The sequence below is a fragment of the Kribbella sp. NPDC026611 genome (assembly GCF_040638345.1).
GTDB lineage: Bacteria > Actinomycetota > Actinomycetes > Propionibacteriales > Kribbellaceae > Kribbella.
Genome location: NZ_JBEZYC010000006.1, coordinates 328657 through 342588, shown reverse-complemented (window position 1 = coordinate 342588; position 13932 = coordinate 328657). Strand labels below are relative to the sequence as shown.

At 69.4% G+C, this 13932-nt stretch carries 15 protein-coding genes; 8 read left to right on the top strand and 7 right to left on the bottom strand.

Annotated features, from left to right (window positions below):
* Positions 1 to 4: 4 nt before the first annotated feature.
* Complete coding sequence (locus tag AB0E69_RS25930; RefSeq protein WP_360151093.1) at positions 5 to 1657, bottom strand: hypothetical protein; 1653 nt, start codon at positions 1655 to 1657, stop codon at positions 5 to 7.
* 85 nt (positions 1658 to 1742) lie between these two features.
* On the bottom strand, positions 1743 to 2000 hold the full coding sequence (locus tag AB0E69_RS25925) for a hypothetical protein (protein WP_360151090.1): 258 nt from the start codon (positions 1998 to 2000) through the stop codon (positions 1743 to 1745).
* Between the two features lie 149 nt (positions 2001 to 2149).
* Between AB0E69_RS25925 and AB0E69_RS25920 the strand changes: the two genes are divergently transcribed.
* Positions 2150 to 3940 (top strand): GAF domain-containing protein, encoded by a 1791-nt coding sequence (locus AB0E69_RS25920; protein WP_360151087.1) that lies wholly within the window; start codon positions 2150 to 2152, stop codon positions 3938 to 3940.
* Here AB0E69_RS25920 and AB0E69_RS25915 read toward each other — a convergent pair.
* The 3 genes from AB0E69_RS25915 to AB0E69_RS25905 all read right to left on the bottom strand — a co-directional run bounded on the left by AB0E69_RS25915 (position 3937) and on the right by AB0E69_RS25905 (position 6646).
* Positions 3937 to 5064, bottom strand: a complete 1128-nt coding sequence (locus AB0E69_RS25915; protein WP_360151084.1) for a histidine kinase — start codon at positions 5062 to 5064, stop codon at positions 3937 to 3939. The two genes, AB0E69_RS25920 and AB0E69_RS25915, sit on opposite strands and share 4 nt — an antisense overlap.
* Positions 5061 to 5978, bottom strand: coding sequence for a hypothetical protein (locus tag AB0E69_RS25910; RefSeq protein ID WP_360151081.1), 918 nt, complete (start codon positions 5976 to 5978; stop codon positions 5061 to 5063). The genes AB0E69_RS25915 and AB0E69_RS25910 overlap by 4 nt, the downstream gene beginning before the upstream one ends.
* A 62-nt stretch (positions 5979 to 6040) precedes the next feature.
* Positions 6041 to 6646, bottom strand: a complete 606-nt coding sequence (locus AB0E69_RS25905) for a response regulator transcription factor (protein WP_360151078.1) — start codon at positions 6644 to 6646, stop codon at positions 6041 to 6043.
* 224 nt (positions 6647 to 6870) lie between these two features.
* Between AB0E69_RS25905 and AB0E69_RS25900 the strand changes: the two genes are divergently transcribed.
* The 4 genes from AB0E69_RS25900 (at position 6871) to AB0E69_RS25885 (ending at position 10129) form a co-directional block, all read left to right on the top strand.
* Positions 6871 to 7653 (top strand): alpha/beta hydrolase, encoded by a 783-nt coding sequence (locus AB0E69_RS25900; protein ID WP_360151075.1) that lies wholly within the window; start codon positions 6871 to 6873, stop codon positions 7651 to 7653.
* Positions 7654 to 7655: 2 nt separating this feature from the next.
* The gene (locus AB0E69_RS25895; protein WP_360151072.1) at positions 7656 to 8282 is read left to right on the top strand and encodes a DUF998 domain-containing protein; all 627 of its coding nucleotides are present in this window, start codon (positions 7656 to 7658) and stop codon (positions 8280 to 8282) included.
* Positions 8283 to 8287: 5 nt separating this feature from the next.
* Entirely contained in the window at positions 8288 to 8833 is a 546-nt protein-coding gene (locus AB0E69_RS25890) for a dihydrofolate reductase family protein (RefSeq protein ID WP_360151654.1), read from the top strand.
* Between the two features lie 87 nt (positions 8834 to 8920).
* On the top strand, positions 8921 to 10129 hold the full coding sequence (locus AB0E69_RS25885) for an MFS transporter (protein ID WP_360151069.1): 1209 nt from the start codon (positions 8921 to 8923) through the stop codon (positions 10127 to 10129).
* A gap of 4 nt (positions 10130 to 10133) precedes the next feature.
* Here AB0E69_RS25885 and AB0E69_RS25880 read toward each other — a convergent pair whose 3' ends face one another.
* Both AB0E69_RS25880 and aroQ read right to left on the bottom strand, forming a co-directional pair.
* Positions 10134 to 11090: a cyclase family protein gene (locus tag AB0E69_RS25880; RefSeq protein WP_360151066.1), complete on the bottom strand. Its 957-nt coding sequence runs from the start codon at positions 11088 to 11090 to the stop codon at positions 10134 to 10136.
* A 118-nt stretch (positions 11091 to 11208) separates the two neighbouring features.
* Positions 11209 to 11790, bottom strand: coding sequence for a gamma subclass chorismate mutase AroQ (gene aroQ / locus AB0E69_RS25875; RefSeq protein WP_360151063.1), 582 nt, complete (start codon positions 11788 to 11790; stop codon positions 11209 to 11211).
* Between the two features lie 128 nt (positions 11791 to 11918).
* Between aroQ and AB0E69_RS25870 the strand changes: the two genes are divergently transcribed.
* From AB0E69_RS25870 to AB0E69_RS25860, 3 genes are read left to right on the top strand one after another with little or no spacing between them, the layout of a single operon-like run.
* Entirely contained in the window at positions 11919 to 12596 is a 678-nt protein-coding gene (locus tag AB0E69_RS25870) for a fasciclin domain-containing protein (protein ID WP_360151061.1), read from the top strand.
* Positions 12597 to 12599: 3 nt separating this feature from the next.
* Entirely contained in the window at positions 12600 to 13211 is a 612-nt protein-coding gene (gene sigK, locus AB0E69_RS25865) for an ECF RNA polymerase sigma factor SigK (protein WP_360151058.1), read from the top strand.
* A complete protein-coding gene (locus tag AB0E69_RS25860; protein WP_360151055.1) occupies positions 13208 to 13924 on the top strand; it encodes an anti-sigma factor in 717 nt (238 codons plus the stop codon). The genes sigK and AB0E69_RS25860 overlap by 4 nt, the downstream gene beginning before the upstream one ends.
* Positions 13925 to 13932 lie beyond the last annotated feature (8 nt).

The window sequence follows — 13932 nt, the reverse complement described above, 5'->3', positions numbered from 1 at the left end:
CTGGTCACGCGTCGGCCGGAGCCGGACGGCCGGCAGGCCCACCCTTGACGTACCGGGCGGCGAACGCGGTGCGCTCGTCGTCGGTCATCTCGTTCAGCAGCACGTTCGGGCTCGCCAGCGGCGGGCACTTGCGCAGGTGGTCGAGCGTCCACATCTTGTCCGGGTTCAGGTCAAGGTGCGGCTGGGCGACCATCGTCTTGCCGTCGTCGCGGACGAAGCCCATGTCGGAGACCACGTCGGCCCAGTTCCAGCCGTGGTACAGGGTCTCCCACTCGCGGTGGCCGATGAGCTTGCCCATGTTCGGCGTGTTCCGGCCCTGGTACGTCGGCCGGAACGCGGTCTCGTCGGTCCACTTGCACATCTCGTGGCAGTACGTCCGCCACTGGCCGTCGACCTTGGCCATCACCATGTCCTCCCGGACCAGGCACGGCACCATGCAGGTCCAGCAGCGGTGCGGGTACTCGTAGTCGACGTCCTCGAAGACGATCGGCTTGTGCCCGTTCGGCGTGGCCAGCCGGTTGTAGTTCTCCCACCAGGCGCCGTACTTGTCGTACCAGCCCGGGTACTTGTACTCGAACCACTCGAAGTCCTTGTCCGTCATCGGGTCGATCCGCCAGTAGTTGGCAAGCCAGCCGGTGGCGAAGAACTGAGCCACCTCGTGCACGTAGCCCTTGTTCCAGATCTGGTTCCAGGACTCCTCGATCAGGTCGTGCGGGATCTCCAGACCGTACTTCTCCAGCGGCACCAGGTAGCTGCGGTAGTAGTCGTCGTAGATCCAGCGCCGCCACATCTCCGCGTAGCTCTCGCGGTCCTTGCGGCGGTCCTTGGTGCCGTACTCGATGAAGGTGCCGATCGCGGCGTCGACGACGCGGTGGTTGTTCCACCAGGCGTACCGCAGGTCGCGGGCGAGCAGCTGGTGGTTGTCCTCGTCGGCCAGCGCCATCAGCAGGGTGGCGTACCCGTTGCTGATGTGCCGGGACTCGTCGGACTGCACCGAGTGGAACACCGTCGGCAGCAGGTAGTCACCGTTCGCGGCCGCCTCGGCCGGCATCGCGACGAACAGCGTGTTGGTGAACGCGGTCTCGGCCACGATGGTCAGGTAGATGCTGGCCGCCGTGATCGCGTCACCGGTGATGAACCCCTCGGCGAACTGGCGGCCGATGGTGCCGCAGTAGTCGCTCTGGAAGTTCCGCAGGCTCGAGTTGAAGCCCGCCGGGTCGATGTAGTTGTTCATGTACAGGCGCTTCAGGTTCTGCTGGATCGTCGAGTGCCTGACCTCGTCGATCATCTGGATCGCCTGCCCGTTGTGCAGCTCCGGGTTCGGTACGGTCCGGAACAGCAGCGGCATCGCCCGCGCGGCCGAGATCTCCGGCAGCGGGATGATGCTCAGGAACAGCTTCTGCCACTCCAGCCAGCGCTCCTGCACCTGGCGGAACATGTTCCCGCGGATCGCGCCGTCCGAGGCGCCGTACACGCGGTGGTCCTTCTCCTCCTGCATCGGGAAGTAGGACCGCAGTACCTGCTTCAGCGGGTCCTTCTTCTGCGCCTTACGGAACGTGTAGTCCGTCCCGTACTGGGAGACCGGCTCGTGGTACGCCGGTTCCCATGACAACTCCTGGATCTTCTGGTGGGCCTTCGCCACGCTTTGGCGACTCATGGCACTCCTCCCGCTCATGTGGCCGGCTGACGCACTGAGTACATCGCCACCGGGAGTGAGCAGAGGTCTCAATATGAGATCCGGGTCACGGCTCCCCGAAGAAGGCCTCCCGGAGCTCGGCGAGCTTCGCCGCCTTCTGCGCGGAGATTCGTTGGTCGCCCTGCGGATCGGGGCGAATGCCCAGGCAGCGCAGCAGTTCCGCGGCCGGCTCGCCCGGGTGACCGGTGGCCCCGAGGACCGGGTGCAGACCCCTCGCAGCCAGGTGGTCGAAGACCAGGTTCACCACGGTCCACGGGTTGTAGGACTCGTCCGGCTCCGGTGCCGCTGAGACATCGTTGTCCATGAAACCTCCAGGTCGTCTGTTCGCATCACAAGCCCGGAGCGGTCCGGCGGTTGTCTCATTCTGAGACGCTGCTTGCGGCTGACTGCACTACGCTCGAAGAGGACCGGGTGGGGTGACTTCGCCGTACCCACTCGGCGTCAGGAGGCCCCGTGGACGAGATCGCCCCAACGGCTGCGGACAACCGCCGAGCCGCGACTGCCCGGCTGAACTTTCTCACCCTCGATCCGGTCCGGACCCAGGACGTCCGGCCGCCGATCCTCGCGTCCTGGGTCCGCTCGCGCCGGTTCAAGCTGCCGGCCGACCGGATCACGCTGCCGTACGTCGCCGACCCGGACCTGGACATCCCGCTGACCCGCAGCGCCCGTCCGGTGCTGCAGCAGCTGCACCAGAACCTCGACGGCCAGCCGATCAGCGTGATCCTGACCGACCGCACCGGCCTGGTCCTCGAGCGCCTCACCGCCGACACCAGCCTGAGCAGGCACCTGGACAAGGTCTCGCTGGCCCCGGGCTTCAGCTACGCCGAGGAGTTCGCCGGCACCAACGGCATCGGTACGGCGCTCGAGGGCGGCGGACCGATGCACGTCTTCGGCCACGAGCACTATGCGGAGGACCTCGAGGACCTCGCCTGCGCCGGCGTACCGATCCGGCACCCGGTGACCGGCAAGACCGTGGGTGCGATCGATCTGACCTGCTGGCGCAAGGACGCCGGGTCGCTGCTGATGGCTCTCGCGAAGACGACCGCGGAGAACATCCGTGCGGCGCTGCTCAAGGACAGCTCCGCGCGTGAGCACTCGCTGCTGCAGGCGTACCTGCAGAGCTCGCGGCGACTCGGTGACATGGTGATCGCGGTCGACGAGGACCTGCTGCTGATGAACGCGAAGGCCCGGCAGGCGCTGGACGCGGCGGACCAGCGCGCGGTGCTCGGTTACGCGGCGGAGATCCTCGCCCGCGGTGGGACAGAGGCGGTTGTGACCGAGCTCCCGACCGGTTCATGGGTTCGGATCACCTGCCGGCCGGTGCCGGTCGGCGGACGCATCGGCGCCGGGATCATTCAGATCAGCCCGCACTCGGCCGGCCTGGACCTGACCGTCGGGCACCGGCCGCCACCACGGCCGGTGCTCCCTGGGTTGGTCGGCCGGAGCGCGCCCTGGCTCGGCAGCAGCCGCGAGGTCGACAACGCGTGCCGCGCCGGCCAGTGGGTCGTGCTCACCGGCGAACGCGGGGTCGGCAAGGTCGCGCTGGCGCGGGCAGCTCATCACCAGAACAACCCGGCCGGCCTGTTCCACGTTGTCGACGCGGCGCGGCTGGGTGACGGGTTCGCCGCGGAGCTCGAGTCCGAGCTGTCCGACGATTCCGTGCAGGCGCTGGTGATCCGGCACGCCGACCTGCTCGACCCCGCGGGCGTCGAGGCGACCGTCCAGTCGCTGTACGACGTACTCGAACGGCGTCCGGCGGAGCCGCCGTGGGTCGCGCTCACGCTGACGGACGCCGAGGCTGCCGACCTTGGTGAGCTGCTGACGTTGTTCCCGCTGACCGTCGAGGTGCCGCCGCTGCGCCACCACATCGAGGACGTCCGGGAGCTGGTTCCGTACTTCCTCAATCAGTTGAGCCACGGCGAGCTGACGTGCAGTCCGGAGACCATGCAGCAGTTGATGCGGTCGGACTGGCCGGGCAACACCGCCGAGCTGTGCCAGGTGCTCAAACAGGTCGTCGTACGGCGTCGCCGCACCGGCGTCGTCCTGCCGTCGGACCTGCCCGCGCGGGCCCAGGCAGTCAGCCGACGCAGCCTGAGCCAACTGGAGGCCCTCGAACGCGACGCGATCATCCGCAGCCTCCTCGCCAACGACGGCCACAAGGGCCGCGCCGCGAAGTCACTCGGCATGTCACGGGCCACGATCTACCGCAAGATCCACGATTACGGGATCCAGCCGCCGAGCTAGCTGAGGCTGTCCGGGATGTCGATCGCGAGCCTGAAGCGGTCGCCGAGGTGGGTGATGGTGAGCGTGCCGGCCAGGAGACGGGCACGTTCGCGCAGTCCGGCGAGACCGGAGCCGCTGGGTTCGTAGGCGGCCGGATGCGCACCGTCGTTGACGATCTCCAGGCGGTGACCGTCCGGGCCCTGGTCGATGACGACAGAGGCGGTCCGGGCGTCGCTGTGCCGGAGGATGTTGGTTATGCCTTCGCGGACGGCCCAGCCGAAGAGCTCCTGGGTGGGCGATGGCAGCTGACCGTCGGGGAGAGTCAGGTGGAGGTCGATGCCCGCTGCGCCGAGGAGCGCGGCTGCTCCGTCGCATTCGGCGACGAGCTCGACGGTGTGGCTGCCGTGGGTCACCTCGCGGAGGCCGTGCAAGGTGTGGCGGGCGATGTCGGTCAGCTCGGCGACCTCGGTCCGGGCGGCTTGTGGGTCGCGGTCGAGCAGGGTCAGGGCGAGGTCGCCTTTGAGCGAGATCGCCGAGAGGCTCTGGCCGAGAAGGTCGTGGAGGTCGCGGGAGAGGCGGAGACGTTCGCGGGTGACCTCGGACTCGGCGAGCTCGGTGCGGCTGGTGACGAGTTCGCGCAGTACCCGCTCGAGGGCGGCCGAGCAGTAGAGCGCGAGGGCGCCGATCGGGAGCCAGGCGAGCCAGAAGACGGCGAGGTACACCCGCTGGCCCGTGGTGCTGATCTCCATGGCGGGTGCTGGGTGGGTGACGCTGACGACGACGGTCAGGAGCGTGGCGGCCGCGACGATCGCGACGGCGAGCAGGCGGTGCAGGAGGAGAACGGCCGAAGCCATCAGGAACCACTGTGCGGTGGCCCAGTTCTGGCCCCACCACAGCTGCGGGAGGTAGACCACGATCGCCAGCAGCAGCAGGCTGATCGGCCAGCCGCGCGGGCGTTGGCCGGTGAGCTCGGCGGTCGCGTGGCGGGCGTGGAGGAGCCAGAGCAGGGCGAGCAGCAGGACAACGATGACGGGGTTGCCTCGGTGGCCGCCGCCCCCACCGTACCCGGAGATCGTGAAGATGGCGGGGACGCTGAGGCAGGCAGCCGTCAGGGCGGTCCGCAGCCGGCTCTGGCGCCTGGTCATGGCGAGACCTCTACGTGCAGACGGCCGCGCGCGAAGCTGATCGTGCAGGCGGTGACGCCTGGAGTGCTCAGGATTCCTTCCACGGCCCGCTTCAGTTCGTCGCGGAGGCTTTCGTCGCCACTGGCTGGGTTTTCGATGCTCACCCGGATGCCTGCAGCCTGAAGCAGCCTGGCTGCTGCGTCGACGTCGCTGCTCAATGACCCTTGCCGGTACTGGGCGATCAGGCGGCGGGTTCGAGCCAGGGACGATCGGGAAGTGCTGGTGATGTCCCTGAACTGTTGATGAGTGGTCGCGGTCTCAGCCAGTACCAGGATGCGGGTCAGGTCTGTTTGGACGGTAGCTCTCAGGTCTTCGGCCGCGCGGATGCGCTCACGGGCCCGGGCGTCGACAGCGAGGGCTTGGGCTGTGGTCTGCAGGCTGCGGATGGTGGTGACGTAGCGGATGAGGAGGAGCGGGGCCAAGCCTTTGAAGGCGTACAGGGCCAGGACGGCGGCGACGTCCGACTCGAAGTCGAGGACCCAGGCGAGGGTCAGGGCAGTGGCGCCGACGAGGAGGAAGAGCGTCCAGGACCAGGGGCGTGGGAGGACGAGGAGCAGCGCGAGGCCGAGGGCGGCGTACTCGTAGAGCCAGAAGCGGCCGACCCACAGGGTGGCGAGGACCATGAGCACTGCCATCGCGGCGAGCAGCCGGCCGGCAGCGGGGATCCGGCGACCGCTGACGGCGGGCCAGACGATTGCTGCGAGCAGGGCCAGGCAGAGCGCCGTACACACGGTCATCGGCACGACGGATCCCGCGCCGGGCCAGGTGAGGATGTTGAGCAGGTCGATCAGGGGCAGGGCAAGGACGATGCCGAGGGCACCTAGTTGGCCGATCACGACCAGCCCTCGGGACTCCACCACCCGGCCTGCTGCCATTGTCTGCTCCGACGTCCCCCGCACTGTAACCCGCAGCGCGGGCTGGAGCGTCGCCTGCGACATCAGAGCCAGCCGGCGTCGCGGGCGATCCGGATCGCGTCGATGCGGTTCCGGGCGCCGACCTTGCTGATCGCGTTGGACAGGTAGTTCCGGACGGTCGCGGCCGACAGCGAGAGCTGGTCGGCGATGTCCGCGGTCGGTGTCCCGTGGTCCGCTGCCCGCAGTACGTCGGCCTCGCGCTGAGTGAGCGGGCTGGCGCCGGTCTCGAGCGCCGCTGCGATCAGCTCGGGGTCGATCACGCGGCCGCCCTCGGCGACCTTGCGGATTCCGGCGGCGAGGGTCTGGGCGGGAGCGTCCTTCAGGATGAACCCACGGACGTGGGCCTCCAGCGCGCGCAGGAGGTTGCCGGGCTGGCCGAGCCCGGTGAGCATCAACGTCCGGCACTCCGGCACCTTCTCGTGCAGGATCGCCGCCGCGCTCAAGCCGTCCAGCCCCGGCAGGTCGATGTCGAGCACCGCGACGTCCGGGCGGTGCTCGACGGCCGCATCGACGATCTGGTCCCCGCGCTCCAACTCCGCCACGACCTCGAGATCCGGCTCGGTCGAGAGCAACGCCACGAGCGCACCGCGGATCATATGCATGTCCTCGGCAATCAAAACCCGGATCATCACACTCGCCTCTCCCGGCACTGCCACCAATCGGGTGCCGGCGGTGCCGTCACCCGGGGTCAGGCTCAGTGTCCCAGCGTTCTCAGGTCCTGGGCAGATACGGACATCAGCGATCTCGCGATGACATTCGTCATCCCGATTTGGCCATATCCGCATCTACCTCGCGGGCCGCCGCCGAGTCGACGATCGAACGGCCAAGAACCTTTTCCCGAAGGAGAAATGCCATGCCGAACGTCCACTCCGCCGACGGTACCGTCATCGACTTCGACCAGGCCGGCTCCGGGCCGGCCGTGGTCCTGATCGGGGCCGGGCCGACCGACCGTAACGCCAACGCCGACGTCGCCGCGCTGCTGGCCGAGACGTGCACCGTGATCAACTACGACCGCCGGGGCCGCGGCCGCAGCGGCGACACCCCGCCGTACAGCGTCGACCGCGAGCTCGAGGACCTCAGTGCGATCACCGCGACGGTCGACGGCGACGTCCAGCTGTTCTGTACGTCGGGCGGCGCGTTCCTCGGCTTCCGGGCCGTCGCCGCCGGGCTCCGCTGCGCCGGGATCGCCGTGTGGGAGCCGCCGTACGTCCTGCCCGGGAGCCGCCCGCCGGTGCCCGGGGACTACCAGCGGCGGATGACCGAGCTCGCCGAGGCCAAGGACCACGGTGGGATGGTCGAGCTGTTCATGACCGTAGCCGTCGGCATGCCACCGGAGTTCGTCGTCGGCATGCGGCAGGGCCCGTACTGGGAGTTCGTCGAGGCCGCGGCCTCCCCGGCCCTCATGTACGACGCGGAGCTCGCCGGTGACTTCTCACTGCCGACCACGCAGCTCGCCGCCGTCGGCTGCCCGGTCCTGATCATCGACGGCGGTACGACGCCCTGGCTCACGCAGGCCTCGGACGCCGTCGCGGCCGCGCTGCCCAAGGGGTCCCGCCAGACCCTGACCGGCCAGCAGCACAACGTCGAGGCGAGCGCTCTCGTCCCAACCCTTTCCGCCTTCTTCACCAGGAGCTAGCCATGACCACCGCCATCAACACCACTCGAACAGCGCGGCCGCTGCTCCTCGCCGGCGCGTCCGCCGGCGTGCTCTACACCGTGGTCGGCGTACTGCAGCTGGCCTTCCGCGACGGCGCCGACCCGCGCAAGCAGGCGCTCAGCGTGCTGGAGAACGGCCCGTACGGCTGGATCCAGATGCTCAACTTCTTCGTGGCCGGAGTGCTGCTCATCTGCGGCGCCATCGGCGTGCGCAGCGCCTACACCGGCGCGTGGACCTCGCGCCTGCTGGCGACGTACGGCGCCACGCTCGTGCTGGCCGGGATCTTCCGGGCCGACCCCGCCCAGGGGTTCCCGCCGGGGACGCCGGACGGTCCGATGCCGATCAGCTGGCACGGATACGCTCACCTGGCCGTCGGCACGATCGGCTTCATCGCCTTCATCGCCGCCTGCTTCGTGGTGGCCCGGCACCAGTCGCGCGCCGGCGAGCGCGGCCAGGCGTGGTTCAGCCGGATCACCGGAGTCGTGTTCCTGTTCGGCTTCGTCGGCATCTCGTCCGGCTCAGCCGGGCCGACGAGCCTGCTGTTCTACCTCTCGGTGACGCTCGGCTGGGCCTGGATCACCCTCCTGTGCCGTCGGTTGGCCGCGTGATCGGGATGGGCCGGCTGATCAACTCGACGTACCTGTCCCTCGACGGCGTGGTGCAGCACCCGGAGCGGTGGACGTTCGACTACCGCAGCGACGACGCGGCGGCGTACTCGCACGACCTGCTGTTCGGGGCAGACACCTTGCTGATGGGACGCCGTACCTACGACATCTTCGCGGCCCACTGGCCGGACGCGACGGACGACGAGGGATTCGCCGACCGGATGAACGCGGTGCCGCACTACGTCGTCTCGACCACGCTCACCTCCCCCAGCTGGCACAACACGATCGTGGTGCCACCTGACAAGGCCGTCGAGGTGGTGCGGGAGGTGAAGACCGCGCGCAACCTGCTCCAGTACGGCTTCGGGCAGGTCACCGCGGTCATGCTCGAGGCCGGCCTCGTGGACGAATTGCAGGTGTGGCTGCATCCGTTGCTCGTGGGTAGAGCAGCTCCGAACGACCTCCTCGCAGCAACCGCGCCGGCGGCCCGGTTCCGTTTGGAGGACGTGCAGCGCTTCAGCTCTGGACTGTTGGTGCTCAGGTATGGGCCTCGGTGATCGCAGCTGCGTCCACAGTGCGGGAAGTTTACAGGTTTGATCAGAAAGGTCTTGCCGTAAAGCGGGTGGGCGCGGTGAGATGAAGGGATGACGGAGACGCGGGCGGCCGGGGCGGTGGGGCGCGAGTTCTCGTACCGGCCGCTGGTGTGGCTGGCGGTGGCGACGTTCTCGATGGGGATCGACGGCTACGTGCTGGCCGGGCTGCTGCCGCAGATCGCCGGGGATCTGCGGGTCAGTGCGGCCGCGGCCGGGCAGCTCATGTCGGTCTTCGCGTTCACCGCCGCGCTCGCGGGTCCGGTCCTCGGCACGCTGACGTCCCGCTGGGAGCGCCGTACGACGATCGTCCTCGCGCTGGCCGTGTTCGTGGCCGGCAACCTGATCGTCGGCATCGCGACCAACTACCCGATCGCGCTCGGCGGCCGGGTGGTCGCGGCGCTCGGGGGCAGCCTGCTCAACGCGGCCGTCACCGGGTACGTGATCGCGCTGACGCCGGTGCAGCACCACGGCAAGGCGTTGTCGTTCGTGCTCGGCGGCTGGATGACCGCGACCGCGCTCGGCGTACCGGTCGGCCTGCTGATCGGCCAGTCCAGCTGGCGGTTCCCGATGATCCTGGTCGCCGCGGTCGGCACGATCGCGCTGGTCGGCATCCTGTTCGGGCTCCCCCGGCTGCATCTGCCTGGCGGCACGCTCGTCGAGCGCCTGCGCCCGCTCCGGCAGCCGCGGCTGCTGGCCGGCCTGCTCGTCACCACGGGCATCCTCTGCAGCAGCTACGCCTGCTTCACCTACGCCACCCTGATCCTCGGCCCGCACTTCAAGGCGCACTGGGCGATCATCCTGATCATGTTCGGGTACGGCGTCTCGAGCATGCTCGGCAACGCGGTCACCGGCCGGCTCACCGACCGGTTCAGCGCGATCCGGGTGCTCAGCATCGTCCTCGGCGGCCTGTTCCTGAACGCGATCCTCGGCCTGATCGCGCTCGAGTTCGCGCCGCTCGCGGTGGCGGCGGTGTGGGGGCTGGTCTGGTTCTTCTGCGCGGGCATCGGCAACGGCGGCGCCGCCGTACCGCAGCAGGCGCGGCTCGCCTCGCTCGCGCCGGACTCGGCGGCGATCGTGATGGCGCTGAACGGGAGCGCGATCTCGCTCGGCTCCGCGCTCGGCAGCGGCCTCGGCGGGGTCGCGCTGACCGCGGGGTCGTCGGCCAACGGGCTGCTCGGCGTCTCGGGCGCGATCCTGCTCGCGACCGTCGTACTGCACCTGATCGTGTCGCACGCAGGCAAGGTCCGGACGGCGGGCTGACGGGTCAGAAGGTGGCGATCGGGTTGACCGGGCTGCCTGACGTACCGGCGAAGCGGACCGGCGCGACCGCGAGCTGGAAGTCCCACTGGCCGAGCTCGGCGGCAGTTGTCGCGCACTCCTCCAGGTCGCAGTTGTCGAGCAGCCACAGACCCATCGCGACGAGGCCCACGGCGTGCACCGGCATCAGCACGTCGTCGTACCCCGACGGCTGAACGTCCTGTGGGGTGTCCGCGCCGATCAGCGCGACCTCCCGTTCCTGCAGCCACGGCAGGCAGGACGCGTGCCATCCGGCCTGCGTCACGCCCCCGGCCGGACCGGACTCGTGCCGAGCGCGGCCGTAGCCGGTCCGCAGGAGTACGGCGTCACCGGACCGCACCTGCACGCCTTGGCGACGCTCGGCCGCCTCGAGATCCTCGGGGAACACGCCCTCTCCCGCTTCGAGCCACGGCACGTCCCGGACCGCCGCGACGTCCAGCAGCACGCCACGCGTGACGATCCCGTTCGCGGCCGCTGTGACCGCCGCCCACGCCGATCCGGTGCTCGCGTCGACCATCGAGTGCGGGCGGCCGTTGTACATCTTGCCGTCCCAGAACAGATGGCACGGCGAATCGAGGTGGGTGATCGTGTTGCCGTGGAACATGATCCCGAGCCGCTCGTTCGAGAAGCCCCAACGCCGGTCGTTCTGGAACAGCTCCGGCATGTGCTCAGCACCCGGCATGTCGACCGCATGCGGGCAGGAGTTGGTCGCCCGCTCCATCTCCTCGGGTACTGCGATCTCCCACCCACAAGACACGCTCCGCCCGTGCCGCACGGCTCGCGCCGCCGCCAGCCGCACCCCGTCAGTGACGTGATTCAACGTCCCGATCTCGTCGTCCTCACCCCACCGCCGCCGCCAGTTGGACAACGTCTCGAAGTACCTGAGCACGTCCTCCTGCGTAGGCACCGACCGCCCTGCCGTCATCCCAGCCTCCTTCCTCTACCCATCCAACCCAAGCCCCGGTGACCTGATGTGATGCTTGCCCTCAGCATCTTTCGAAAGCCGTGGCCTTCGGCGGGCTGAGGCTCGCCCTCTGCTGGGGTTAACAAACGCCGGCCGATGCTGCGTGGAGCGCCTCGCGGTGGAGGTGGGTCAGGTGGTGGTGGGCTGCGGCTGTGGCGTCGGCTACTGCGAGGGAGATGGCGCAGCGAAGGCCTGATGCGCGGAGAGCGTCTACGCGAACCAGTTCGGTGAGGAGTTGGGTGGTCAGGGTGTCCAGTTTCTGGCGGATGACGGTCAAGTCAGGTCCGGTGGTTGGGGCCTGCGAAGGGTGTGCGGCCCAGTAGGACAGCAGGCCGCGCTGGACTACCTTGCTGGCGTCGATCTGTGCCTGGAAGAAGGCTGCGGTCGAGTCCGGGTCGATGCCCAACTGGACCGCCGACGCCCGCACCGACGTCAGGATCTGTTGCTCGCGGACCGGGTCGTCGACCGGCTTGCCGCTGAAGTACTTCGACGCGGCGACGTCGTCGCCGAGCAGGATGCGCTGGATCATCAGGTCGCTCAGGCCGTCGAACGTGACCACCCGGGTGGTCTGAACAGCAGGCGCGGCCTCTGCGGTTGACGTGAGCTGAGGTACGGCGACCACGCTCGCCGCCAGCAGGCTGAAACCGATCGTCCGGAGCATGCAGAGGAGCCTACGACAGGCGGGGGGCGCGAGCGTTCAGCACCAATTCGTGACGAACCACCCATCCGGTCTCGCGACGGCGCCGAAGTACCGGCGTTCGCACCCTTCCTCCGAGAAAGAGACCTCTCATGTCCAAGCACCTCACCCGCGCCGGCATCGCCGTCTCCGCGCTGGCTCTCGCCTTCACCGCGACCGCTTGTGGAGGTGGCGACAGCGACTCGAACGCGAGCGGATCCAGCTCGTCCAGCACCAGCGCGCCGATGACGAGCGACACCCCCGCGATGACCCCGTCGGCGACCGACGCGGCGGCCGGCGGGATGGTCGGGCCCGGCTGCGCGGGCTACGCCAAGGCCAACCCGACCGGCGCCGGCTCGATCGACGGAATGGCTGCCGCCCCGGTCGCCAACGCCGCCTCCGGCAACCCGCTGCTGAAGACCCTGGTGGCGGCCGTCTCCGGCAAGCTGAACCCGAAGGTCAACCTGGTCTCCACCCTGAACGGCGGCGAGTTCACCGTCTTCGCCCCGGTCGACACGGCCTTCGCGAAGATCCCGGCCGCGACCGTCAACACGCTGAAGACCAACGACGCGCTGCTGACCAAGATCCTGACGTACCACGTGGTCGCCGGGCAGCTCGACCCGACCGCGGTCGTCGGCAAGCACCCGACCGTGGAGAAGCAGGACGTGACCGTCACCGGCTCCGGTGACGCGCTCAAGGTCAACGGCGCGAACGTGATCTGCGGCGGCGTCAAGACCGCGAACGCTACGGTGTACCTCATCGACTCCGTGCTGATGCCCCCGGCAAGCTGACCCGTGACCGAGCCCACTTCACTGCCCTGGCCCGCCGGATCGCACCCGCGATCCGGCGCGGTCTCGGACGGCGACCTGCTGACGCTGACGGCGACCGGTGATACGGCCGCCTTCAGCACCCTGTACGACCGGGTCTCGCCGCTTGTCTACGGCCTGGTCCGCCGGGTCCTGCGCAACCCGGCGCAGTCCGAAGAGGTCACGCAGGAGGTCATGCTCGACGTCTGGCGCACCGCGACGCGGTACGACGCCGACCGCGGCTCCGCCAACTCCTGGATCCTCACCATCGCGCACCGCCGCGCCGTCGACCGGGTCCGGTCCGAGCAATCGGCCGCCGACCGCACCGAGCTGGTCGGTGCCCGGTCCGCCGAGGTCGACTTCGACCAGGTCGCCGACACCGTCACCACCCGGCTCGAGGTCGAGCAGGTACGCCGGTGCCTCGACTCGCTCACCGACCTGCAACGCGAGTCGGTCGAGCTGGCGTACTACAACGGCTACACCTACCCCGAGGTCGCCCAGCAGCTCGGGGCCAAACTGCCAACGATCAAGGCGAGAATGCGCGACGGCCTGATCCGCCTCCGCGACTGCCTCGGCACCACGAAGGGGGGCACGTCATGACGGATCCTGACGTCCACACGCTCACCGGACCGTACGTCCTGGATGCCCTGCCGGCCGACGAACGGGTCCGGTTCGAGGACCATCTGGCCGAGTGCGCGTTCTGCACCACCGAGGTCGCCGAGCTGCGCGAGGCCGCGGTCAAGCTCGCGTCGCAGGTCGCGGCACCGCCACCGCCCGCGCTGAAGGCAGACGTACTCGCCGCGATCGAGAACATCCGCCAGCTCCCGCCGGATGTCCCGGGTCAGTCCGGCATCGTCCGTCGTCGTTTCAGCCGCCGCTCGGTCTTCGGCCTTGCCGCCGCGGCCCTTGCGGTAGCGGCCGCCGGCGGCGTCGCGGTCGACCAGTACCAGGAGAAGCGCGACGCGATCGAGGCCCGCGACCGAGTGACCGCAGTACTGACGCAGCCCGACGCCCGCACCGTCCACGGTCCGGTCAACGGCGGCGGCCAGGCCACGGTCGTCGTGTCCGCCCGCGCGAACTCGGCCGTCGTCGTCCTCAAGGCGCTACCGAAGCTCCCGAAGAACCGCACGTACCAGCTGTGGATGATGGGCCCGCACGACACCGCCCTCTCCATCGGCCTCGCCACCGGCGACCTCACCCAGGTAGTCAACGGCTCCGTCAACGGCATGAACTCCTTCGGCCTCAGCATCGAACCCACCGGCGGCTCCCCCCGCCCCACCCTCCCCCCAGCCGCCCTCGTCCCCCTCGCCTGACGGACCGG